This window comes from Enterococcus sp. DIV1368d, assembly GCF_050542975.1.
GTDB lineage: Bacteria > Bacillota > Bacilli > Lactobacillales > Enterococcaceae > Enterococcus_D > Enterococcus_D casseliflavus.
This window is the reverse complement of record NZ_CP172939.1, coordinates 81,975-105,838: the sequence shown is the minus strand read 5'-3', so window position 1 is coordinate 105,838 and position 23,864 is coordinate 81,975. Positions and strand designations below refer to the sequence as shown.

19 protein-coding genes are annotated in these 23,864 nt (G+C 46.0%); 5 read left to right on the top strand and 14 right to left on the bottom strand.

The window, feature by feature from the left end; translation table 11 throughout:
- Positions 1–4: 4 nt before the first annotated feature.
- Genes IGJ44_RS00465 through IGJ44_RS00455 form a run of 3 tightly spaced genes read left to right on the top strand, consistent with a single transcriptional unit; the run spans position 5 to position 3,332 of the window.
- Entirely contained in the window at positions 5–640 is a 636-nt protein-coding gene (locus IGJ44_RS00465; RefSeq protein WP_074535593.1) for a helix-turn-helix transcriptional regulator, read from the top strand.
- Between the two features lie 12 nt (positions 641–652).
- Positions 653–1,471, top strand: a complete 819-nt coding sequence (locus IGJ44_RS00460; RefSeq protein ID WP_005226564.1) for a pyruvate, water dikinase regulatory protein — start codon at positions 653–655, stop codon at positions 1,469–1,471.
- Positions 1,461–3,332: a fructose-1,6-bisphosphatase gene (locus tag IGJ44_RS00455; protein WP_074535592.1), complete on the top strand. Its 1,872-nt coding sequence runs from the start codon at positions 1,461–1,463 to the stop codon at positions 3,330–3,332. Before IGJ44_RS00460 ends, IGJ44_RS00455 begins: the two co-directional genes overlap by 11 nt.
- Before the next feature lie 33 nt (positions 3,333–3,365).
- Here the strand turns inward: IGJ44_RS00455 and IGJ44_RS00450 are convergent, their stop codons facing one another.
- The 7 genes from IGJ44_RS00450 to IGJ44_RS00420 all read right to left on the bottom strand — a co-directional run bounded on the left by IGJ44_RS00450 (position 3,366) and on the right by IGJ44_RS00420 (position 12,295).
- Positions 3,366–3,779, bottom strand: a complete 414-nt coding sequence (locus tag IGJ44_RS00450; protein ID WP_010748527.1) for a phosphate-starvation-inducible PsiE family protein — start codon at positions 3,777–3,779, stop codon at positions 3,366–3,368.
- Positions 3,780–4,069: 290 nt separating this feature from the next.
- Positions 4,070–4,636 carry a hypothetical protein gene (locus tag IGJ44_RS00445; protein WP_074535591.1) on the bottom strand — a complete coding sequence of 189 codons (567 nt, stop codon included), beginning with the start codon at positions 4,634–4,636 and terminating at the stop codon, positions 4,070–4,072.
- Positions 4,637–4,855: 219 nt separating this feature from the next.
- Positions 4,856–5,359, bottom strand: a complete 504-nt coding sequence (locus IGJ44_RS00440; protein WP_008376644.1) for a general stress protein — start codon at positions 5,357–5,359, stop codon at positions 4,856–4,858.
- 241 nt (positions 5,360–5,600) lie between these two features.
- Positions 5,601–7,703, bottom strand: coding sequence for an SH3 domain-containing protein (locus IGJ44_RS00435; RefSeq protein ID WP_430606019.1), 2,103 nt, complete (start codon positions 7,701–7,703; stop codon positions 5,601–5,603).
- Between the two features lie 221 nt (positions 7,704–7,924).
- Positions 7,925–9,154, bottom strand: coding sequence for an L-lactate MFS transporter (locus IGJ44_RS00430; protein ID WP_061053544.1), 1,230 nt, complete (start codon positions 9,152–9,154; stop codon positions 7,925–7,927).
- 90 nt (positions 9,155–9,244) lie between these two features.
- Complete coding sequence (locus tag IGJ44_RS00425) at positions 9,245–11,671, bottom strand: flavocytochrome c (RefSeq protein WP_074535589.1); 2,427 nt, start codon at positions 11,669–11,671, stop codon at positions 9,245–9,247.
- A gap of 18 nt (positions 11,672–11,689) precedes the next feature.
- Complete coding sequence (locus IGJ44_RS00420) at positions 11,690–12,295, bottom strand: NADPH-dependent FMN reductase (protein ID WP_008376652.1); 606 nt, start codon at positions 12,293–12,295, stop codon at positions 11,690–11,692.
- Positions 12,296–12,558: 263 nt separating this feature from the next.
- On the opposite strand from IGJ44_RS00420, the gene IGJ44_RS00415 reads away from it, so the two are divergent.
- A complete protein-coding gene (locus IGJ44_RS00415; protein ID WP_010748521.1) occupies positions 12,559–13,473 on the top strand; it encodes a LysR family transcriptional regulator in 915 nt (304 codons plus the stop codon).
- A 62-nt stretch (positions 13,474–13,535) separates the two neighbouring features.
- Here the strand turns inward: IGJ44_RS00415 and IGJ44_RS00410 are convergent, their stop codons facing one another.
- From IGJ44_RS00410 to IGJ44_RS00400, 3 genes are all read right to left on the bottom strand, one after another.
- Positions 13,536–14,477: an FAD:protein FMN transferase gene (locus IGJ44_RS00410; RefSeq protein ID WP_074535587.1), complete on the bottom strand. Its 942-nt coding sequence runs from the start codon at positions 14,475–14,477 to the stop codon at positions 13,536–13,538.
- 136 nt (positions 14,478–14,613) lie between these two features.
- Positions 14,614–15,822, bottom strand: a complete 1,209-nt coding sequence (locus IGJ44_RS00405) for an NAD(P)/FAD-dependent oxidoreductase (RefSeq protein WP_015508719.1) — start codon at positions 15,820–15,822, stop codon at positions 14,614–14,616.
- A gap of 31 nt (positions 15,823–15,853) precedes the next feature.
- Positions 15,854–16,756, bottom strand: a complete 903-nt coding sequence (locus IGJ44_RS00400; protein WP_074535586.1) for a prenyltransferase — start codon at positions 16,754–16,756, stop codon at positions 15,854–15,856.
- A gap of 93 nt (positions 16,757–16,849) precedes the next feature.
- Here IGJ44_RS00400 and IGJ44_RS00395 point away from each other — a divergent pair, with 93 nt between their 5' ends.
- Positions 16,850–17,830 (top strand): polyprenyl synthetase family protein, encoded by a 981-nt coding sequence (locus IGJ44_RS00395; protein ID WP_005226544.1) that lies wholly within the window; start codon positions 16,850–16,852, stop codon positions 17,828–17,830.
- 55 nt (positions 17,831–17,885) lie between these two features.
- On the opposite strand, the gene cydC is transcribed toward IGJ44_RS00395, so the two are convergent.
- From cydC to IGJ44_RS00375, 4 genes are read right to left on the bottom strand one after another with little or no spacing between them, the layout of a single operon-like run.
- Positions 17,886–19,646, bottom strand: coding sequence for a thiol reductant ABC exporter subunit CydC (gene cydC, locus IGJ44_RS00390; protein ID WP_167822590.1), 1,761 nt, complete (start codon positions 19,644–19,646; stop codon positions 17,886–17,888).
- A complete protein-coding gene (gene cydD / locus IGJ44_RS00385; RefSeq protein ID WP_005226535.1) occupies positions 19,639–21,360 on the bottom strand; it encodes a thiol reductant ABC exporter subunit CydD in 1,722 nt (573 codons plus the stop codon). Before cydD ends, cydC begins: the two co-directional genes overlap by 8 nt.
- Positions 21,357–22,376 carry a cytochrome d ubiquinol oxidase subunit II gene (cydB, locus tag IGJ44_RS00380; protein ID WP_167822589.1) on the bottom strand — a complete coding sequence of 340 codons (1,020 nt, stop codon included), beginning with the start codon at positions 22,374–22,376 and terminating at the stop codon, positions 21,357–21,359. Before cydB ends, cydD begins: the two co-directional genes overlap by 4 nt.
- Complete coding sequence (locus tag IGJ44_RS00375) at positions 22,373–23,803, bottom strand: cytochrome ubiquinol oxidase subunit I (RefSeq protein WP_015508715.1); 1,431 nt, start codon at positions 23,801–23,803, stop codon at positions 22,373–22,375. Before IGJ44_RS00375 ends, cydB begins: the two co-directional genes overlap by 4 nt.
- Positions 23,804–23,864: the final 61 nt, after the last annotated feature.

Genomic DNA, 23,864 nt, shown 5'->3' with positions numbered 1-23,864 from the left:
CACATTGGAATTAAGCCAAAGACAAATGAAAATCATTGAGATCGTCAAAGAGCATCAGCCGATCAGTGGGGAGACCATTGCGAAGCAGTTGGGTTTGAGCCGCGCAACCTTGCGGAATGACTTATCGATTTTGACCATGACCGGTTTATTAGACGCCCGACCGAAAGTCGGCTATTTCTATACAGGACAAACCGTTGAGCCTTTGCTTTTCGAAAAACTCTACCATACCAAAGTTGCAGAAGTCATGATCCCACCGTTGCTGATCTCACAAACGGTCTCCGTTTATGAAGCAGTCACGACTTTGTTTATGTACGATGTCGGTTCCCTCTATGTCAAAAATGACCAAGACGAACTGATCGGGGTACTCTCCCGCAAAGATCTACTGCGCTTTGCGATCAGCAATGCCGCACCAGAAAAAACACCCGTAGCGATGATCATGACTCGCATGCCAAACATCGTGACCATCACACCGACAGAAACGATTTTGACGGCTGGTACGTTGTTAGGACGACATGAAGTCGATACCTTGCCAGTGGTCGATCCGCAGGAACCAAAAAAAGTCATCGGCAAAATCACGAAGACGCGGCTGATGAATTACTTTATTCAAGCAGGTAATGACAGTGACAACACACACTTTTAGGGGGCAAAAACAATGAAGAACGTTCGAATATATTTGATTTCAGATTCCGTAGGCGAAACGGCACAAAAGCTGATCGCCGCCGTTTCCGCGCAGTTTCCCACGATCGACCTTTCAGATATCCAGCTCTTTCCCTTTACTAATGATGAAGAGAGCTTAGGCGAGATCCTCAAAGATGCCTTACTAGACAAATCGATCGTCGTTACCACCTTAGTCAATAAAGAATTAGTCGCTTTTGTTGATGCCTTTGCCAAACGGACTGGTTTGCAGTATGTCGACTTTATGTCGCCCTTGACCACGATGCTGGAAAAAACATTCGGTGTAGAAGCCGTCCAAGAGCCTGGTGCCTTGCATCGCTTGAACCAAGCATATTTCAGTCGGGTGGCAGCGATGGAATTTGCGGTGAAATACGACGACGGCAAAGACCCACGGGGATTTCTCGATGCTGACTTTGTCCTCTTAGGGGTTTCGCGAACCTCGAAGACCCCATTGAGTTTATACATGGCAAACCGCGGCTACAAAGTGGCAAATCTGCCTTTGATTCCTGAAGTTGCTTTGCCAGCCGAAGTGCACCAAGTCGACCCGCGGAAAATGGTCGGTTTGACCACGAATCCAGAATCCCTTACCGAGATTCGGCGATCCCGAATGCATTCATTGGGCTTAAAAGAAGAGACCCATTACACCAATTGTGAACGAATCGAAGCAGAATTAGCTTACGCGAATGAATGGTTCAAAAAGCTGAACATTCCGGTGATCGATGTCAGCAAACGCTCCATTGAAGAAAGCGCGATGCTGATTGAAGAACAAGCCAAAGAACAGGCCCATGTTCAATAAAGACGCCTTGGCAAACCTGACCGAGATCATCAACTTGGAAGCCATCCAGCAGCTGCCGAAAGCCACCGAGCACTTTGTCAGCGATCTGCATGGTGAATACGATGCCTTTGACCATATTTTGCGGAATGGTTCTGGCAGTATCCGAGAAAAAGTCGAGATTTTGTTTACTGGCGTCTTGACGAAAGAAGAACAGACCGAACTTTGTTTTGTCATTTATTATCCAGAGGAGCTATTACAAGAACAGACCTGGACCCCTGCCGATTGGCGCTTAAAGATGGCACAGCTAGTGAAAGTTGCCCGCTTTACTTCCAGTAAATACACACGCTCCAAGGTACGCAAAGCACTGCCGTCTTCTTTTGCTTATATCTTAGAAGAACTGTTGTACCAATATGATGCTGACTTCAATAAAGAAGCTTACTACCGGGCGATTTTTGATAAGATCATTGAATTAGAGGCAGCCCCGCTTTTTTGCCAAGAACTGGCGTACTTGATTCAGCGCTTCGTAGTGGATCATCTCCACGTCTTAGGCGATATTTATGATCGCGGACCAGCGCCAGACAAAATCGTCGATCGCTTGATGACTTTGCCCTCACTGGATATTCAGCTAGGCAACCATGATATTTTGTGGATCGGCAGCTTTTGCGGCTCGCTGCCCTGTTTGGCCAATACGATCCGCATCGCTGCTCGCTACGGCAATCTGGCATTATTACAAGATGGTTATGGCATCGATCTATCAAAAGCACTGGCTTTTAGCCAAAAATATTACACAGAAAATGAAGGCTTTTATCCGCAAAAAACAGTGGACCCTTTATCAAGCCAGCAAAAAAAAGCAGCCATGCTTTTGCAACAGGCGTTTGCCATCATCCAATTCAAAGTCGAAGCAGCCGTGATCCAGCGGCGTCCAACATTTGCGATGGCAGAGCGCTGCTTGTTGCATCGCTTGTCTCAAGATCGGCAACAAATCCAGCTAGACCAGACCTATCCTTTGATCAACAGCTGTTTTCAACTAGTAGATCCCGATGATCCTTACCGTTTGACAGCAGAAGAACATGAGGTACTGCAAGATTTGCTGAGCCAATTTCAACGCTCGCCCCGCTTAGCTGCGCATATGCGCTTTTTAGTTGAGCATGGCACATTGTACCAGCGCTTCAACGACAACCTGCTGTATCACGGCTGCCTGCCTTGTCAGGAAAACGGCGATTTCCTGGCCTTTACTTTCCAGCAGCAGCCCTTAGCAGGCAAAGCGTTGATGGACTTTTTTCAGCAATGTTTGCAGGAAAGCTTTGCCGCACCAGAAAAGCAAACAGACCTTGCCACCGATATGATCTGGTATCTTTGGTGCGGCGAAGGCTCTTCCCTCTTCGGCAAAAAAGCCATGAAAACCTTTGAGCGCTACTTTATAGCAGATCGCAACACCCATAAGGAACCAAAAAATGCCTATTATTCTTTAAGGGAAAATGAAGACTTCTGCTGCCGTGTCCTAGCTTCGTTCGATCTGCCGCCGACAGGCCACATCATCAATGGCCACACCCCTGTCAAAGTGCGTAAAGGTGAGACGCCCATCAAGGCAAATGGTCGTTTATTGGTGATCGATGGCGGACTCTCTCGCTCCTACCAATCCGTCACAGGCATTGCCGGTTACACGCTGTTGTCAAATTCCTTCGGCATGACCTTAGCAGCCCATCAACCCTTTACAGATCGCCAGCAAGCCATCCATCAGCGACGTGACATCGTCACTCAGAAAAAAATCGTCGTGCGGCAAACCGAAAGAACAACGGTAGGGCAAACAGATATCGGCAAGCGGCTGCAGCAAGAAAGCCGAGTGCTTTTTGAAGAATTAAAAAATCATCCGATCCCTTGACGAGTCATTCGTCAACCAATCGGATGATTTTTTTTACAGTCCTTTAGAACTATGAAAGGCTTTGAGTTTTTCCAACGCCTGCAGCACAATGATCAAGACCAAGATCGCTAAGGCCAAAAAGAGCGTTTCTAACCCTTTTCCTTGTGCCAAAAGCAGCTCTCTTAAAATTGCTGTGATACTGATCAAAATCAAGTAGCGCACCGGAATATGGTGACCTTCTTTTACGTAACGCAATAACATCAAAATAATTTCCAGTAAAATAAACAATGTCGCGATCTCTTCGATCAATAAGGAAAGATCACTAACTTCATGCAGTGGGATCACATGGACAACGATTTTGTAGATCGCTTCCGCCATCACCACCAAAACCAAAAGAACCAACAGTCCTAACATAATATCAACAATCACACTAATCATTTTTTCGAAGTGCTTAAAATACTTTCCCATAACACCCCTCCTCGCACTTATTATAGCGAAACTGTTCAAAATCACTTTACGATATGCTTGCAAGTGCAGCTTTTTTTAGGAAGGAAGGAAATAAACACGCAGGACTGAGGGTAGTCGCTTTTTTCACTAGTCAAAAGGGATAGCTGCTTTATGGGGACGCAGCCACGAAAAAGCCTGTTTATAGCAATGGAGGGGCGGGACTCCTTCACACAAGCAAATAAAAAAGCTAGGCATAAAGCCTAGCTGAAATGGTGCCTTTGGATTGGACTGGTTTTCCTTATAAACTGGGATCAGTTGACCCCTTCGACTGTTAGATCAACGTTTTCACTCGTATCTTCCGCAGCTTCGTCATCGCTATTGGAGGTTTCCGAAGACGGTTCAGTCGTTTCACTGCTGGAGCTGCTTGTTGTAGTACTGGTCGAACTCGTACTGGAAGAGCTTGAAGAACTGCTGCTAGCGCTACTGCTAGACGTATCGCTGGTGGTGGTTGATCCGCCACTCGGCGCGGTACTCGAACTGCTTTCGCTACTTGCAGAAGTGCTGACGCTAGGCTCTGTCTCTGCTTCACTTACGGAAACAGACGTGCCTTCATTTGTCGACGCTTCGATCGAGCGACTAGTCGTTGAAGACGGTGTGTAAGAACTAACACTGGCTTCATAAAAAATCTGACTGGAATCAGAGGTTTCTTCGATACTGCTGCTTGCTGTCTGGTAAGGTGGCTCAGAGGAACTACTGGAAGAATCTCGTACAAAGGGCGCGGCCACAAAGGCATTGGCATCTTGATTGATCGCCACACTCAAAAAAACCGCAACAAAACAACTGACTAATGCCGACTGCATATTGAACTTGAATTTCATCGCACTCCCCATCCTTTCCCCAAAAATGTGGTTGGACCTTCCGATAACGCTCTATCTCATTCTTATATTATACAAAAAAAAGCAATCGTCAACAAATTAAGTTTTATTTTCAAAGATGACAAAGACATGAATGCCCGTTGCGCAACAAAAAAAGCCCGAGGGCGACGGATGCTTGTTCCTCTGGCTTTAATGATTCCTTTATTGTTTAACCCCTTCTATTTATAAGTTACGCAGATGGTTGGGGTCATGGATCGGTGCTTCAATATCGCTGTCTCCCATGCGGGGCGTTGGATGGACGGACTCATCTGGCATTGCTGTTTCGCCTGGTAACGGTTGATCGATGATCGGACCAGTATCTGCATCACGATCGGTTATTTTGTCCATCGGCTGATAATCGTAGACGCCGACAACGAGTTTGTCTCGTTCAAGGTCATCACGATAACCATATAACGGATCATGCTCATCATGCCTATGATCGGAATCGCCGAAAGAAAAAGCATCTTTGATTTTTTCCCAAAGCGAACGATCTTCATCCTCACTAGCTGCCTGCTCCACTTCCACATCATCGATGGATTCTAACCCAAATTGATCGATGACTGTTTGATTCGCAAACAGCACGATATCCTCTTTGCCATAGCCTTCGTTTGTCAATTGCTCAATAACCGGTAATACTTCTGTTCGAGTGTCGTAACTGCCAATAATCGTTAGGTTTCTGTTGTGCATGTGAAATCCTCCTTATTTTGTGTACGCTTCGATCGTTCTGGTTCTGAAGCAATTCTTTTAAAACTAGCAATTTCTATTGCTTCTTTCATTCTAACGCAGGGTTCTATGATTGACCAAATAGTTTGATTGCGCTTACGAAAAAAAAGTAGTTTCTTGAAAAACCGCTAATAGCTTAGTAAAAGCTTGATCCATCATAAAAAAACCGCGTGAGCCAATGGCTTGCACGCGGTTTTTTTGCTTGTTACTTGGAAACGATCAGTTTTTGACCGACAAAGATCGTATAGCTGCTGTTGATGTTGTTCCATGATGCGAGTTGGCTGATGCTGGTGTTATATTTTTGTGCCAGTGACCATAAGCTGTCCCCTGATTTCACCGTGTGCGTCTTCGTTGAACTGCTGCTGGTATTCGTATTAGAAGACCCACTGCTAGCAGACGTCAAGTAGGCACCACTGACCCAGCCTTTGCCAGAAACATAATACCATTTGTTCGTGCCATTGACGGTCGTCCCGGTTTTTGTTGCGGTAACCGTGACGGTTGCTCCTTTACTTAAAGAACCAGTAATACTACTGCTGGTAGAAGCATCGGAACGAACATTTAAAATCTCGGTGGTTTTCATTTGCTGATTTGTGGTTGTTGAACCGTTATTATTGGAAGAGCTGCTGGTTGTTGTCAAGTAGGCACCACTGACCCAACCTTTGCCAGAAACGTAGTACCACGTTTTATTGCCTTCCACTGAAGTGCCGTTCTTTTTCGCTGTCACGGTAACGGTCACCCCTTGACCAAGCGTTGTCACGACACGGCTGCTGGTAGAAGCATCGGAGCGGACATTCAATGCGGCCGTCGTTTTCATTTGTTGATTGATACTTGAACCATTGTCTTCTTTTTCCGCTTCAGAAGAATTATTGTTGGTCACTTCAGTAAGGTAGGCACCGCTGACCCAACCTTTGCCAGAAATCTTATACCACGTGGTGTTGCCATTGACTGATGTGCCGGTTTTCATGGAAGTGGCAGTAAAGGTCGTGCCTTTGCTAAGTGACCCTACCACTGATCCGCTAGTGGACGCGCTAGAACGAATATTCATCGCTTCCGTCGTCTTCATTTGCTTGTTGATCGTCGTACCGGAATTGCCATTGTCAGAACCGGTGTTGCCTGATCCGCTATTGTTGTTTGAAGAGTCGGTCGAAACCTTCGTCAAATACGCGCCGCTGACCCAACCTTTGCCAGAAATCTTATACCACGTGGTGTTGCCATTGACGCTGGTGCCGGTTTTGGTCGCCGTTGCCGTAAACGTCGTATTAGCTGCTAACGAACCAGTAATAGAGGCACTGGTGGAAGCATCGGAACGAATATTCATAGATGACGTGGTTTTCATCTGCTGATTGATCGCTGTTTCATCACTGACGATCGTTTCATTGCTATTGCCGCCACCTGTGTTTGAGCTGCCAGTATCATATTGCGTTAAATTATACGTACTGATCAAATTGTTTAATTTGCTGGCATAAGAAGTATCGGTTGCATACCGCCCTTGTAGCCAAGCGGTTGCTTGCGTGTAAGAGGTCGTATTGCTTTTCCATGCACCGCTGTAATAGTAGTTGCCGCTAGAAAAACTCGTGTTGCGCAACACATATGCATTGTCTTCAAAAGACTCTTTTAATGATGGGTATTTCCGAAACTTAGCGCTGATCAAATAATAATTGCCGGAACCATCATCTTCATAGGTATCCATCGTCACGTATTGGCCGTTGTAGCTGCCTTTGATCCCAAACATATTGTTGGCTGTGGTCGTCAAAGTCGAGGCGCCCCAACCTGATTCCAAAATCGCTTGTGCCATCATAACAGAGGCATACAGATCGTTTGCTGCCGCCACTTCCGTTGCATAGCCGCAAATCTGACTGATAAAGGCAGCCGGATCGATCGTTGCCCGTGAAAATAATGCCCGACTAGTCAAATCAGAAAGGGCTGATGGTACTTCATCTGCTTCTAAGACTTCATCACTAGCGACTGTTGTGCTTTCTGTCGTCGCTGTTTCTGATCCCTCAGTAACTGCTTCAGCTCCTGACTCCTCCGTTATTTCCGAAGTTTCTTCGGTCACAACAGGTGCTGTCGTCGATTCTGTCGTTTCCTCAACCGGCGTGCTGTCGGTTTCTGGTGTAGTGTTTGTTGTTTGTTCAACGACCTTAAGGTCATTGCTGGTCTCTGTCGTTGCCGTTTCAGCCGCATGCCCTAAGGTCGGGATAAACGTTGATCCCGCTACTAAAGTAGTAGCCATCGTAATACTTTTTTGGGTATATTGCGTGCGCTTCAAGCGCTTTTCTAAGCGGCGTCGTTCTTTACGAATTGTCATTTAATCCCTCCGTCGTATTAGCCTTTTTTTATTGTAACACGATTTATTAAAAAATGGGGGGTTAAGATGAAAAAACAGTGAAATCAACGAGATAAATTCTTGCTATGAAACAGTTTTCTCTTTTGCTTCATCAGCCAATACTCTGTTCTAAAAAAAGAAAAAAGAGTTGTTTTAGCACCAAAAAAGCAGCCTTTATCAAAAAGACTACTTTTGGTGAATTGTTATTTAATAACAGGTGCGGGCTTTTTGGCTTTTTTTAGCATCGCATAGCCTATGTTGAGAACAAGCCCAAAAACGGCCAAGAAAATTGCCGTATAGAAGGCTTTTGTATAATCTCCTTGGTTACTTTCTGCGATTGCTGCTGCCACTCTGGGGCCAAAGAATGCCGCCGTAGAATAACCAATAAAGACGATTCCATAGTTGACCCCTTGATTGATCGGTCCGTAATTTTCCATAACGATCGATGGGAATACCCCCATCACGCCCCCGAAGCACAGTCCTAAACCGATGATCCCGACAGTGAAGATCACAGTTGTTTGACCAAGCGTCAATAAGAATAAGGACAATGCCACCACGCCATAGATGATCATCAACGTATTCGTCCGACCAATTTTATCAGAAACGGTGCCCCAAAGGACACGACCAAAACAGTTGCTCAATGAGTACAAGCTGACATAAAAGGCAGCGGCCGCTGCCGTCAAACCAAACATACTTTGCCCGATCACTGAGGCGTTGGAAGCAATCATCAAACCTGAGAAAGCCCCTACCCCTAACATAACAATAATCAAGTAAAAAGTTGGTGTCTTCAGCATGTCCAACCAATTTAGATTGATTTGAGGACCATTTTTTCCTTGATCCGCTGGTTGCCAACCTGCTGGACGGTAATTTTCTGGTGCTTTACGAATAAATAGACTAGCCACCAAGACGATCACGATATAGGCAATTCCTAAAATCCGAAACGCCGCTAAGACATCTTGTGATTCGATCAAACGATTCGCAATCGGTGCGGCAATAATCGCTGCCCCACCCATACCTGCTGTGATCAAGCCCGAAGCCAGTCCCCGTTTATCCGGGAATAACCGAATCGTATTGCTTAAACAAGCCGAATAGGCAAAGCCTTGCCCTAAACCAGCAAAGACTCCATAAGTCAGGTACAGCATAGCGGGTGAGTTGACCAAACCCGTCAGGAAGAAACCTGCTCCGAACAACACGCCTCCACCAGCGATGACCCATCTAGCGGCTCCTCGGTCTGTCAGCAAACCACCCAAAATCATGGTAATCGGGCCAACTGCGGCATTGATGGTAAAGGCTAGCATGATCTCTTCCATGGACCAACCTTTTAATTGACTAAGAGGTCCTGCAAAGACACTAAAGGCGTATACAGCGCCCGTACACAGCAACACTGCGGTCGAAGCGATCAGAATCAGCCAGCGATTGATTTTTGTTTCCATTTTTTCTCTCCTTTATTTTAAGCATGTTACTTTATTCACATGTTTTTTCAAAAGCTAGCGCGCGTGACAAGTCACAACGCGCAAGGCTTTTTATTCGAGATGTTCTGCGACTGCTGTCTTTCCAGCAATCCGGCCAAAAGTAAAGATGTCTGTCAACGAATTGCCGCCTAAGCGATTGCCGGCATGGATCCCCCCAGCAACTTCTCCTGCTGCATACAGTCCTTCAATGATTTGATCTTCCTTCGTCAACACATGGGTTTGCGGATCGATCTTCAATCCTCCCATCGTGTGGTGAACCGCTGGTTTTCTTGGTGTGGCATAGAAAGGCGCTTTTTCCACTTTCAAGTCGAAAACATCTTTGCCAAACTCTGGGTCTTTCCCAGCATCCACATAGCTGTTGTATTTCGCAACGGTCGCCTCTAAGACGGCTGGATCAACATTGATCTGCTCTGCCAGGCCAGCCAAGGTCTCACTGCGGAACAGCGTACCAGCAGCTACTTGCTTATCGATTTTTTCTTGGCTCGTATTATAAGCGGTTTTCTTGATCTCTTCATCCGCGATCAAATAGAACAATCCGCCATTATCGATCGCCGCTTGGGTCAATACATCGCGGCTTTCGTACTCATTAACAAAGCGCTCACCCTTTTGATTGACCATCACAAAGTTAGCTGGCGGCACTTGCAGCCCACTGAATAAAGCCCCTGTGTTCGGATCAGATACGGGCATCATTTGTGAAAAGCCCATGCCAACAAGGTCCGCGCCAGCACTTTCCCCTAGTTTGATCCCGTCACCAGTGATCGCTGGTGAATTTGACGTTTTGATATCGTCTTCGATCTCTGTCCAATAGGTATTGTATTGTTTCAACATTTTGGTGTTCGCTCCGAACCCGCCGGAAGCCAAAATCACTGCTTTGGCATGGATTGTGATTTTTTGACCGTTACGGCCTTCCCCGATGATTCCAGTAACCTTACCATCTTCGATCAATAATTCTTTGACAGGCGTATCGGTTAAGATCGTTCCGCCATGTTCTTTCACGAATTGATGCAAAGCCGATACAAAGGCATACCCTTCGTTTTTGACTGGTTTATGCCCACGGCGCCATTTCGCTCCTACTGGCATATCGACATTGTTCATATCAAATTCTACGCCGATTTCTTCTAACCATTTCACTGAGGCCAATGCTTGATCCGTCAAGATTTTCACTAGCTCGTACTTCCCATAGATCGGTTGCCCATTCAAATCTTTGCGTTTTCCGCCTAGATAAGTTTGGATTCGATGCCACAAAGCAGAATCAAACAAGTATTCTTTTTCTGGCGTCGTTTCTGAAAGATACGCAGTGATTTGTGCCTTCAAAGCTTTGAAGTCTGGCAAGTATTCTGCATCGATGTCTTGTTCATCGATCGTCAGCACTTCTTCTAAAGCACTGCGTTCGCCAGGCAATGCGGAGAAGCCATTTTGCCATTTTGGATCCGCAGCATTCATCGGTCCGCCAGTACGTACGGTATTGCCGCCGATCGCTGGGAATTTTTCTACTAAGATCACGTCTTTATTGGCTTGCAGCACACTGGCAGCTGCACTCAGACCTGCGCCGCCGCCACCTACGACAACGACATCGGTAGTATACGTTTCATCTTCTGTTTGTAAAGCACTGGCGGCTTTTGGACGTTTGCGCAAGACATCTGGGTTCGCACCAGCCATTTTCACGGCTTTTGCTACCCCATCGACGACACCGTTACTAGTAACCGAAGCACCAGAGATCGCATCGACATTTAAGGTTTGCCCTTCAATAATCTCTTGAGGGATCCGTACGAAAACGACATCAGCGATCCCTTCTGATTCACCAGACGTATCGATATCGATGGCTTCGATCCGTTCTTCGCTCAATTTGACGACCATTGGTAGATCCCCGTTATGTCCTGGTGCTGTGACGGTGTATTCACCAGGCTCATAAACGACTTCTTCTGGTACGTTCAACAAATTAGCGACTTCCGTAAACCGAACGAACTTGCGGAAACAGCTTTCCAAAAAGTCGATCGTTCGTTGATCTTTTAAATTGCCTTGTTCATCAAAGGCTTGATGCGCACGCCCCAGCAAGAACTCATTTCCTGGCATGACTGTCGCATTGACACCTGGAGCGTCAAGGATTTGGCGCAAATGAAGCTGTGCTCGGGAGGAGCCTTGCACATCGTAGGATGCGCCGACGATCATCACTGGTTTGCCATCAAAGGGATGGAGATTGAAGGAGAGCCATTCCAAGACGCTTTTCAATGCGGAAGGAATCGAATGGTTATGCTCTGGTGTTGCGATAATCACTCCATCGGCTGCTAAAATCTTGCTATTTAACCGTTGGATCACTTCACTATTGGTTTGATCTTGTGTTTCATTGAACATTGGAACATCCTTGATTTCCAGCAGTTCAATTTCTGCTAGGGCAGCAAATTCTCGCTGCATAAACGCTACTAATTGGCGATTGGTCGATTTTTTGGCGTTCGTTCCGATTAGGCCGACAAATTTCATGACTAGTTCCTCTCTTTCTTATGCTTGTTCCCACGAAAATTTCTTTGCTCGTTCTTTAGCCGTTGAATATTCACTGACCAGACGGTTCGTGATTTCGACGAACAAGACAAATTCATTGAAACAGTCTTCTAGTTCGGCAACTTTTTCGTTATCGATCAAGTTTCCTTGTTCATCGAAGGCTTGCATGGAATGCCCTAACAAAAATTCCGCACTCGGCATGATTCGGGCTTTTACTTCAGGCGCATCTAAGATCTGACGCAAGTGGGCTTGGGCTCTCGATGAACCTAATGCACCAAGAGAAGCACCCGTGATCATCACTGGTTTATCGATCAAAGGCCGCGTCGTATAAGAAAGCCATTCGATCATGCTTTTTAACACCGCTGGGATCGAGTGGTCGTATTCTGGTGTACTGATGATTACCCCATCTGCTGCTTCGATCTTCTCTGACAAGGCTTGGACTGCCGCTGGTGCCGTCCGATCTTCTGGTTCATTAAATGCCGGCAGATCACTGATTTCGCAAAGTTCGATCTCCGCTTGGTCACTAAAATGGCTTTGAATAAATTGCAGTAAGCGACGGTTGGTCGAACGCGTCGAGTTGGTTCCTACGATTCCAATCAATTTCATTATCATCTCTCCTAATTGTGAATAATTTAACATTTAACAAAAAATAAAAAGTTTTTGACCATTGGCTTTGATTTCTTTTTTCAATCGTTTCTCAAGTTGATTTTTACGACCTACTGAGATGAAAGGCTTCTTCCTAAACAAAAAAATCTTCCCCAAGTACCCATTTAGTGTACGACCGAATTCTTTATTTGTGAAATATTTATTTAATTATCCATCGATAACAAATTTGTTATAATAAGAAAAATGACTAGGAGGACCACGCAATGGCACTTAAAGATTCCCATCTGATGCTGCAATACCTCGATACCTTGCTAAAACATAGCAACTATACCAAAGCCGCCAAAGACCTCTACATCTCACAGCCTTACTTGACACAAACCGTGAAACGTGCCGAACAAGAGCTAGGGACCCCCATCATCAATCGGCAGCCGGGTCATTTTCAACTGACGGAAGCTGGTAAAATCTATTATCAATATCTGGAAACCTTGGAAACAGAGTCTGCCAAATTGAAAAGTCGGCTGTCTTGGTATACCGCGACCGAGAAGCGTTCTTTGCGCTTAGGCATCTTGCCCAGCCTTGGTTCCTATCTGCTGCCACTCTTTTTGCCTGCATATTATGAACACTATCCCAACGTGCACTTTTTCTTGCGGGAAGACCTGCCGAAGCACAATGAAAAACGACTGTTGAATGGGCAGCTGGACTTTTTTATCGGACAAAATCCTGAGACGATCGCACCGAATCTAACAGTCCACAGTACCAATCAAGAACGGTATCTAGCGATCATTCCGCCTTGTTCTCCCCTGTATCAACCAGAGAAGCGGTATTTAGCACCTGATTCATTGGCAGTCAAAGACTTGTTGCAAAGTCCGTTGATTTTGACTGCCAGCGGCTCGGCGATTCGGCGCCAAATCGATCAATTGCTGCAAAAATACAAAGTAGAGGCGACGGTTCTCATAGAAAGCAGCAATATTTATACAGCAGCAGCATTGGCAGAAAACAACCTTGGGATTGCGATCGTACCCGAAAGCGTGCTACAAGCAGCGACTGCGACTCCTTTTAATCTTTATCCGATGCCAGAGGAACTCTTGTCCCTCACCTATTTTATTGCCCATCAAGCCGAACGGGCATTGTCAAACAGCGAAGCCGACTTGATCGAGACCTTTTTGCAACACGTCTAGCTTTCTTTTTACAAAAAAACAAGCAGCCACCACCTATATTCCTAGGTGATCGCTGCTTGTTTTCATTCTGCTGTTGGCGTTTCGATCAAACGGGCTAATTCTTGCGGATAGATCAGCTCTCCTTGTTTTGTAATGACTAATCCAGTGATCCCTTCTAACGGCGCCAGCTCCTGCAAGATGGCTTGTGGCTCTTTGCCGAACAAGCGGGTCGTCCAAATCTCTCCATCAACCGATTTGTCGGAGAGAATCGTGACACTGGCAATGGCTGACTCTAACGGATAGCCCGTTTCTCGATCAAAAATATGATGATAGGTCTTGCCCGCTACCTGATAGGTTCGTTCATAGATCCCTGATGTAACGACTGATTGATTATGCACCTTCAACGCAGCAACAAAATTCCCTCTTGGTAAGAAAGGGTTTTGGATCCCGATCCGCCAATAGCCATCTTGGTGGCTCGGGGCATCGCCGTAAGTCACCACATTGCCTCCAAGATCGATCAAAGCGGCTGTGACACCAACCTGTTTGAAATAGGTCATCAACAAATCAGCAAAATATCCTTTTGCCACAGCCCCTAGATCAAGCTTCATGCCAGCAGCTAACTCGACGGTCTGCAGCATTTCATCCAAAACGATTTTGGCAGGATCAGTCTTTGGCAGCAGCTCCGCGATTTTCTCAGGCGTTGGTAGATGGGCATCTTGGAACCCGATCCGCCATTCCTGCACCAAAGGACCGATGGCAATATTTAAGTAGCTATCTTTGGGTACGCTATGGGCTTTCCCTAGTGCGATCAATTCAAACAATTCCTGTGTGGCAGCGATCGCTCCTTGTCCTGCCTGCTGATTGATCTGCATCAACTCAGACGTCGGGTCATTGGCACTAAAACGCTGTTCAAAGGCCGCAGCTCTTTTGACTGCTTCCTCTAAGATCACTTCTGGGGTTTCATGCTGCACCCAAATCGTGATCACCGTTCCCATTCCCTGTAACACTCGTTGGCCTTCTGGCATTGTCCTTGCTCCTTTGTCCTGTTCTTTTGGCTATCATAGCAGTTTCTGGGAGAAAAAAGTAGTCTGCGGGATACCACTGCTGCTTTTTTTGAAAAAAAACTGCGAGGTCACCCTCGCAGTCTGCTGTTTCTATTGCTCAATGATAAAAGTCGAAGCGGCCTTTCGCCAATACTTCTTTGACCCCACCGGTTTGGTACAAGGAACGGTCCATAATGGCTTTTTTCACCACGGAAGCGGGATAGCCTTTGATGCCCATTTTCCCTACTAAGCCAAAGGCATGGGTATTGCCGATCGATGCCACTGAACCTAATGATTCAAAGTGGAAATCTGCTGGTTTTTCCCCGTTCATTTGACGTAAGATGTTTTTACCCGCATGCTGCCCCATCTTCAAAGCGATTTGAGCCGTTGTTGGATACGGGCGATTGGTCGCTGGGTCCATGACTGCTGAAACATCACCGACAACATAGACGTTACTATGATCAGGGTCTGTTAGGTCTTGATTGACCATCACGCGACCCCGACGAGCAGAAAAGTCTGATTCAGCCATCACATGGCTGCCGCTGACGCCTGTTGTCCAAACGATGGTTTTGGCTGATAATTCTGCTGTTGCTCCTGTATCGGCATCATTTTGATAGACAACGACACCTGGTTTGATTGCTTTGATGGGTTTACCAGTCAGGAAGTTTACGCCCCATTTAACGAGATTTTTGATCCCGTAATCCGATAGTTTTTCATCAAACATCGGTAATAAACGAGTCACTGCTTCGACACAGTACAGTTTGATGTCTTCTGGTTTGACACCTGCTGCTTTCGCGAAGGTTTTACGGTTTTCCACCAATGAACCTAGCAATTCGATTCCAGTGAAACCAGCACCGCAGACAACGATTTTTAGGTAGTCAGGATTTTGTGTTTCTTTGTATGCCTTCATTTGTTTCAACAAATGATGATAGATGTTTTCTGCGGAGTCGACATCCACCATTTCCAACGCATGCTCCTCGACACCAGGGATCCCAAATGATTCTGATTCAAAGCCTAATGCCACGATCAAATAATCATAGGTGCACGTGGATTGATCTTTAAAAACGATCACTTGCTGGTTACGATCGATCGACGCCACTTCCTTTTGAACAAAGCTCGTCTTTTGGGGACGAACGACATCATTGATGGGATAGCAAATGCGGTCTCTTGGTTGCGTACCGGCCGCAACTTCATGAAGATCGGTTGCCTCATAATGATAATCGTTTTTGTCGATCAATGTGATGTGAAACGCTTCTTTTGCTCCTTGCAGTACGTGCAATGCTCGCAATCCAGCATACCCTGCTCCTAAAATGACAACTTCCTTCATGTTTCCTTACTTCCTTTCTTTGCTGTAAAAATTATAAAATCAAACCAATCGCAAAACTCAGCACTTGTACGCATGCTCCGACCGCAAGGATCCGAACGGCACAAATGAAGGTCTCTCTTTTGATTTGTTTTTGCATAAATCGTTTTGTCTGTTGCCAGACAAAGGGCGCCGCGAAAAAGGTCAGAACCAGTGACCAAGGCGCAATGTTGAGGGCAACTGAGGCAATGATCGCAACAAACGCCAAGACGTTCATCGCGATAAATAATTTCAACGCACGGGCTTTACCAAGGTAATGCACCAGCGTATAGCGCTCATTTTTTTCATCCTCTTCCAGATCACAAATGTTGTTTGCCAGCATCAAGTTGGCGATCCATAATGTGTTGGGTAATGAGATCAAGAAAATACTGCCAATCGTGGCAATATTCCATTCAAAGGTTTGATAGGCATTAAGGTAGACACAGATCAATGAGATCATAAAGCCCATCGTAAAGCCAGAAAAGAACTCGCCTAAAGGCAAACTAGAAAGCGGCCGTGGACCAGAGGAATAAAAGATCCCGACTAGGTAACAATAAAGTCCCATCCAAAAGAGCGGCCAACCAACCACCATTGCCAAGGCGATTCCCATGGCGGCGGAAACGATGATCATGGAGACCATCAACCAAAAAACCAATTTGACAGACAACTGTTCCCGACCAATGATATTGGTTTTTTCTTTGTAATCATGCCCTTCTGTGGCATGATGGTAATCGTTGTAGTTATCTAAAATATCCACCGCCATATTGAAGATCAGCATGGCAATGAAATACAATAGGACATAGCCAAGATGAATCGTTTGATAATTGTACCAGCTGTAGCAGACACCAATAAAAAATGGCAAAATACTGGCGGTTTTTGCTTTAAATTCGACAAGTTCTAAAAATACAGGTAGCGTCACAACTTCACCTCCTTTAGTGAGTGCATTAAACTAGTCAATCACGCCCCTTTACGCTAGAATAAGGGCTGAATGACTGTTAGAAAGGGTTATACTATGTTTGACTTTTGGATCGATTATCCGACGATCGAACAACGATTGAAAACCGTATGTTCCATCATTGAAGAACACGTTACTGTTCGTAACAAAGAGATACAAGATGTTTTGATCGACTTTACTTATTCAGGTGGAAAAATGCTGCGGCCAGCGCTCTTTTTTTTGTTTGCTGACTTAGGCGATCCCCATTATAAAAAAACCGACCAATTAACAAAAATTGCTGCTTCTCTAGAAATTTTACACATGGCCACTTTGATCCATGACGACATCATTGACGATTCGCCGTTGCGGCGTAGTCAAGTCACTGTTCAAGCCAAATATGGCAAGGATATCGCGGTCTACACGGGTGATCTTTTGTTCACCCAATTTTTTGAGCTTTTGATCGAAAGTATGAATGGCTCCCCGTTTTTAAAAACCAACGCACAAGCCATGAAACGACTCCTTTTAGGTGAACTTGATCAAATGCACACTCGCTACAACATCCATGAATCGATTGACGACTATCTGCAAAGCATCAACGGCAAAACCGCTGAACTGTTTTGGCTCGCTTGTCTCGAAGGCGCTCATTTTGGCGGCCTCGACACAGAAAACCAAGAGCGGGCGGGTGAGATCGGTCGCAACATCGGGATCGCCTTTCAAGTATTCGACGATATTCTCGACTACACCTCTGATAGCGGCACTTTGAAAAAACCGATTCTAGAAGATTTGGCACAAGGAGTCTATACCTTACCGCTGCTATTTGCCAAAGAACAGGCACCTGCAGCATTCGCTCCTTATTTGAATAAAAAAGCAGCACTCTCCTTGGCAGAAGCCCAAGAAGTTGCGGATCTTGTCGTCCGTTACGGCGGTGTTGAAAAAGCGCGCGCTTTCGCGGTCACCTACACGCAAAAAGCCTTAGACGACATCGATCTGCTGCCCGAAGCACCTAGCAAAGCCAAAATTCGTTCATTAACTGAACTGCTCTTGCAGCGCAATTACTGAGCCATAGAGCAATGAGAAGAAAAGCGTCCATCACTGATTGATGGACGCTCTTTTTTTATCGTCGTCCTTGGTCAATGGCCAATAAGTGTTGAAAATGTTTGTTTTCTGCTGCCAATTCGGCAGGTGTTCCGCTCATGGTCAACTGACCATCTTCAATAAAGAGCACACGATCCATCATCGAAATTCCTTGCAAGTGGTGGGTGATCCAAATGATCGTTTTGTTCTCCAGCACTTGGAAAAAGGTTTCAAGTACGCCTTGCTCCGTGATTGGGTCTAAGCCGACGGTTGGCTCATCCAATAAGATGATTGGGGTGTCTTTTAGCAAGATTCGCGCCAATGCCAAACGATGCCGTTCTCCACCAGAAAAACGCAAGCCGGCTTCATCCACCATCGTCGCCAAACCATTAGGCAAAGCTGCCACCATTTCTTTCAACCCGACTTGCTCCAGTACGCGCCAGACTTCTTCTTCCGAAGCCGACTCATTGCCTAGCCGAATATTATTCAAGACGGTCGTATGGAAAAGATAGGGACTTTGATTGATGACACCGATCAAGTCACTGATTGACTCACTCAATGCCGTCACTGGCACGTCATTTAAGGTGATCGCCCCTTGCGTCGGTTGCAGATCGCCTCGCAACAAGGAGGCAAATGTACTTTTCCCAGAACCGCTGCGGCCAAGGATCGCTAGTTTTTGATGTGCAGGAATCGTTAGATCCAGCCCATGAAGCACTTCTTTGCCTTCAGGATACTGAAAATGCAAGTCCTTGACTGTGATCGACACGAGGCCCGTCACTTCAGGTACTAACGGTTGCTCCATGGAGACCTCTTGGCGATTTTCTTCTGGCAATGCATTGAAGCGATCGATGGAGTCTTTGTAGCGATTGGTTTCTTGAGCAGCTGACGGTAATGGCGCAAATGCATCAACTAAAGGAAAGACACACAGGACAAAGGCAGCGATCCAGTTGGCTGCTCCTCCGTGGTTACCTGGAAAGCGAATGCTGGTCCAAAGCAGCAATGCGACAGCGATCACCCCAAAGATGCTTTGTAAAAGAAAATCACGCCGGCGATCAAAGGACAGCATCTGTTCATCCACCGCCCGCAACTGTGTTTCCAGTTCCTTATGGGCAGCCACGTACTCGCTGCCTCTTTGAGAGAAGACCCAATCAGAAACCCCTAATACATTATCCGTCAGTGTCGTATACAAGTTGTTTTTCATATGTTTTTGCTTTTCTTGCCGCGCGCCGTTGATGATCACCGACCAAAGTGGCAAGACAAAGACGATGATCCCTAATAGCAGCAGCATCACCAAAGCAAACCACCAAGAAAAATAGCCGAGTCCAATGATCAAGAACGCATACAAGATCCAAGCGATCACGGTAGGAAAGATCGTCCGCAAATACAGGTTTTGAATATGGTTGATATCTTCTGCCAATAAGCCCAAGATATCCCCCGTGCGATGCGCTTGCTTAAAGAAGATCGCATCTTTTTCTACTACGTTGTACAATTTCAAACGTAAATTAGAGGTCATGCGCAAGACCCAGCTATGACTGGTCAACCGTTCCAAATAGCGAAAGACTGGACGACCGATCCCAAACGCTCGGGTCAGTACGATGGGGATGTAAACCAATAGAATGTTTTCTGGGATCGATGCCGAGCGGCTGATCAGGTACCCAGAATTAAACATCAGTGCCCCACCACAGAAAAAGGTCAAGAAGCCTAGGAATAAGGCCAGCGCCAAAACGTTTTTGTATTTTGACAAGAAAGGCTTGACCCACGTATCAGTTTTCAATGAGCGCAATAAGCCGATTTTATTCAAGCTGTTCCCTCCTCATTCCATTGACTAGTTCTGTAAAAGCACCTTGCTTTTGCTGCAGTTGTGCCAAGGTTCCTTGTTCCACGATTCTTCCTTGATCCATCACGATGATTTCATCCATTTCTTCCATCCAGTGCAAGCGATGGGTTGCAAAAAAGACTAGACGGTTTTCCATCAGCGGCAGCATCCGTTCCTTTAAGGCAACTTCGGTTTCAATATCCAAATGAGCCGTTGGTTCATCAAACAAAAGAATCTTTCGTTGCTGGTCTAAAAAGGCACGGGCTAGAGCGATCCGTTGGGCTTGTCCGCCACTTAGATGCCGTTCCCCTTCTCCTAACATCGTGTCCAACCCTTGCGGCAGCTCCGCCAAAAGCTCAGTCAAGCCTGCCACTTCAATGGCTTTCAGTACGGCTTCTTTGGTAGCTGTCGGCTGATAAAACGCGACATTTTCCTGCAAGGTCAACCGATAGATATAAGGATTTTGCGGAATATAGATCAGCTGTTCTTGCCAGCTTGCTTGGCGAAAGGCCGTGGTCTTCGCCCCTCCGAGAGTGATCTCGCCACTGTCTGGCACGAGAAAGCCACTCAAAGTATTGATCAAGGTAGACTTGCCAGAACCGCTCAAACCGATGATCCCGATCTTTTTGAAGCCAGTCACGTTCAAGTTGATATCCGTCAAAGCCGCTTTTTCCTCGTAGGAAAAAGCCAGCTGATCGATCGTTAACTGGGCGTCTTCCTGCCAACGAGGCACCGTTACTGCTGGTACTTGGGCTTCGGGCTGATGCAAGATCTCCGTCACCGCAGTCATCGCATTTTTTCCGTCTAAGGTTGCATGGTAATCACTGGAAAAGTCGCGGATCGGCAAGAAGTATTCTGGTGCTAAAATCAAGATGGTTAACGCTGGAAACAGCAAGATTCCTTCATTGATCAGCCGCAAGCCTAGCAAGACTGCCACGACGGCAATCGATAAGGTCGTGAAAAAGTCTAAGGCGAAGGTCGATAAAATACCGACTTTTAATGAAGCCATCGTCGCTTTCCGAAACCGTTCGCTGGAAGCAAAGATACTCTTGCCATATTTTTTACTGACCCCAAACAATTTCAGCGTGTCGATCCCTCGCAGGGAGTCGATGAAATGATTGGACAGTAATTGAAACGTTCGGTATTGTTTTTCCGCTTTGCTTTGCGCGGCATAGCCCAAGATGATCATAAAAATGATGATCAAGGGGAACACCAACAGCAAGACCAAGCCGGATTCCCAATCCAGATAAAAAACGAGTGCCAAAATGACCCAAGGAATGATCGACATATTCATGATTTTGGCAAGAATCAATTTCAAGTAGTTTTCGACTTGGTTGATCCCTTCCAAGACCATCGTTGTTACATTCCCCGTCCCTTGCTGTTGTGCGATCTGAGGACCGACCCGAAACAATTTCTCCAACAATTGATCCCGCAGATCGGCGGCTTGCTGGTAACTGTAATCATCGAGTCTTTTGGAACGGAAATAGATAACGGCTTGTCGGGCGATAAACGAACAAAAGAACAGCAGAATCCAGCCCCACTGTTCCTCTAATGGTCGTCCTTCCCATAAGCCAGTGATGGCACGTGCCAATCCATACGCCTGCCCAATAATGAAGAGCGCCTGCAGGAACGAAAGTCCCGCAAGCAGCCCTAAAAGTTGTTTCATTCCTGGGAGCTTCATGATTTGTTTATCAATCATTTATACCCCTCCAACGCCTCCGTATGACTGATCCGTTTACGGAAGATATAGTAACTCCAAGCCGTATAGGCCAAGACGAAAGGCAAGATCGTCAGTGAAAGATAACTCATGATCTTCAATGTGTAGCGGCTTGAAGACGCATCAGCGATCAACAGGTCATAGCTTGAATCGATCGAACTGATCAAGACTCTTGGGAATAACCCTGTGAAGATCAATGCTACCAAAGCGATCAACGTCAAGCCGCTCGCAATGAAAGCCATCATTTCTTTGCCTTTAAAGACGCCGATATTTGCAATCAGAGTCAGTACAACGATCACGAGCAACAAACCAAGCGTTGTCGCAAAATGATTCTCGAAGAAATCCGTTTGGAAGTAAAGCATCACAGCAAAGACGAGTAAGCCTGCATATAAGATGCCATAAAAAATACTTGCATAGTTGCGTGCCCGTGCCCGAATCGGACCTTCCGTTTTCAAAGCGATATAGTTTAATCCGTGCAAATAGCACAACAAGGTCAACGCGATCCCGCCAACGATTGAAAAGGGATTGACGTAATCCGTAAAGGTTGCGGTCATGTTGCCATCTTCACCCAAAGGCATTCCTTGGATCATGCTGACAAACATCAGACCGAAGAAAAACGGTACGATCGTACTGCCGATCGTCAACGTCCAGTTCCAAATGTTTTTGTGCTCTTTCGGGAAGTTCGCTCGAAACTCAAAGGAGACACCACGAATGATCAACCCGACTAAGATCAATAACAAAATCAAATAAAAACCGCTGAACAAAGAAGCATACCAGTATGGAAATGAGGCGAACATCGCTCCGCCAGCGGTCAATAGCCACACTTCATTGCCATCCCAGACAGGCCCGATCGTTTTAACGATCTGGTCTTTTTCCTCTTCATTGTGGGCCAATGTCTGCACAGACATCCCCACACCAAAGTCAAACCCTTCTAAGAAGAAGAAGCCAGAAAATAAAAGCCCAATCAACGTGAACCATAGTAATTGTAGACCGGTCATCCTTCAAACGCCTCCTTATCAAATGGGTCTTCGTACCCTTCTTGGTTGTCTCCTTGGCTGATTTCGCCGAAGGCTTCTTTTTCAGGTCCATGATCCATTTCCCGTTTCACCAGATAGACCATCGTTCCGCCTAAGCCAGAGAACAAGAGGAAGTAAACGATGTTTGAGATCAAGAGTGAGGTCACGGAAACGTTTGGTGACACACTATCTTCGATCGTAAACAAGCCGTAAACCGTCCATGGGTAACGCCCTAACTCCGTGATCAGCCAACCAGCTGTATTGGCAATAAATGGGGTGAACAAAGTGATCGCCACTACCCAAAGCAGCCAGCGTTTTTCAAAGAGCCATGGTTTCTTCTTACGCGTAAAATACAACCCAAGACCAGAAACCAACAGCATCAAGGCACCAAAACCAGCCATGATCCGGAAGCTCCAAAAGAGTGTGTTGACCGGCGGGTAGTAATTACGGTCGCCGTAGGTTTCAATCAATTGCTGATTGACCGTATCCATCCCGTCGATGGAGCCGAAGGGTTCATTGAAGGCTAAGATACTCAACATATATGGAATCGAAACACCGAAGACTTGGTGATGTTCTGCTTCATTCGCCCAAGCAACGACGGTCCAAGCCGCAGGACTCCCAGTATCTTCATACGCCCCTTCCATTGCGGCAAATTTCATTGGTTGTTCTTCAACCAAGTATTTCATTTGTTCATCCCCAGCTAGCAAGACGGTGAATGAACCGAACAATGCCACCGCAAAACCGATCCGCATTGATTTTTTGAAGAAATCACGTTCAATGTCTTTGTCTTTCTTCAATAGACGAAAGGCAGATAAACCAGCAACAATGATCCCACCCATCGTGATGGCAGCGGTGATCACGTGTAAAAACTCATACCACACCTGTGGATTTGCCAATAATGCACCGAAGTCAGTCATTTCTGCCCGGCCATTGTTCAAGGTATACCCCACTGGATGCTGCATAAAACTATTGGCAGCTAAGATCCAAAACGCCGATAGCATCGAACCCAGCGTCACCAACCAGAAAAAGGTGGCGTGCAGCTTGGGACTGACCCGATCCCATGTAAAGATCCACAGTCCTAAGAACGTCGACTCTAAGAAGAACGCCAACAAAGCTTCTAAAGCCAAGGGCGCACCAAAAATATCCCCGACAAAACGAGAATAGTCAGACCAGTTCATCCCAAATTGAAATTCTTGAATGATCCCTGTCACGACCCCGACAGCAAAACTCAATAGAAAAATATTCCCCCAAAACTTCGTCATCCGGCGATATTTTTCATCTTTTTTGATCACATAAAGTGTCTCCATAATTGCAACGACGACACCAGTTCCGATCGAAAACGGTACAAAGAAAAAGTGAAAAATCGTCGTCATCGCAAACTGGATTCGCGCTAGTGTCACAATATCCATCCTACATCCTCCTATTTCATAAAAAGTACATTAAAATAATTCTAAATAAAGAAAAATTCCA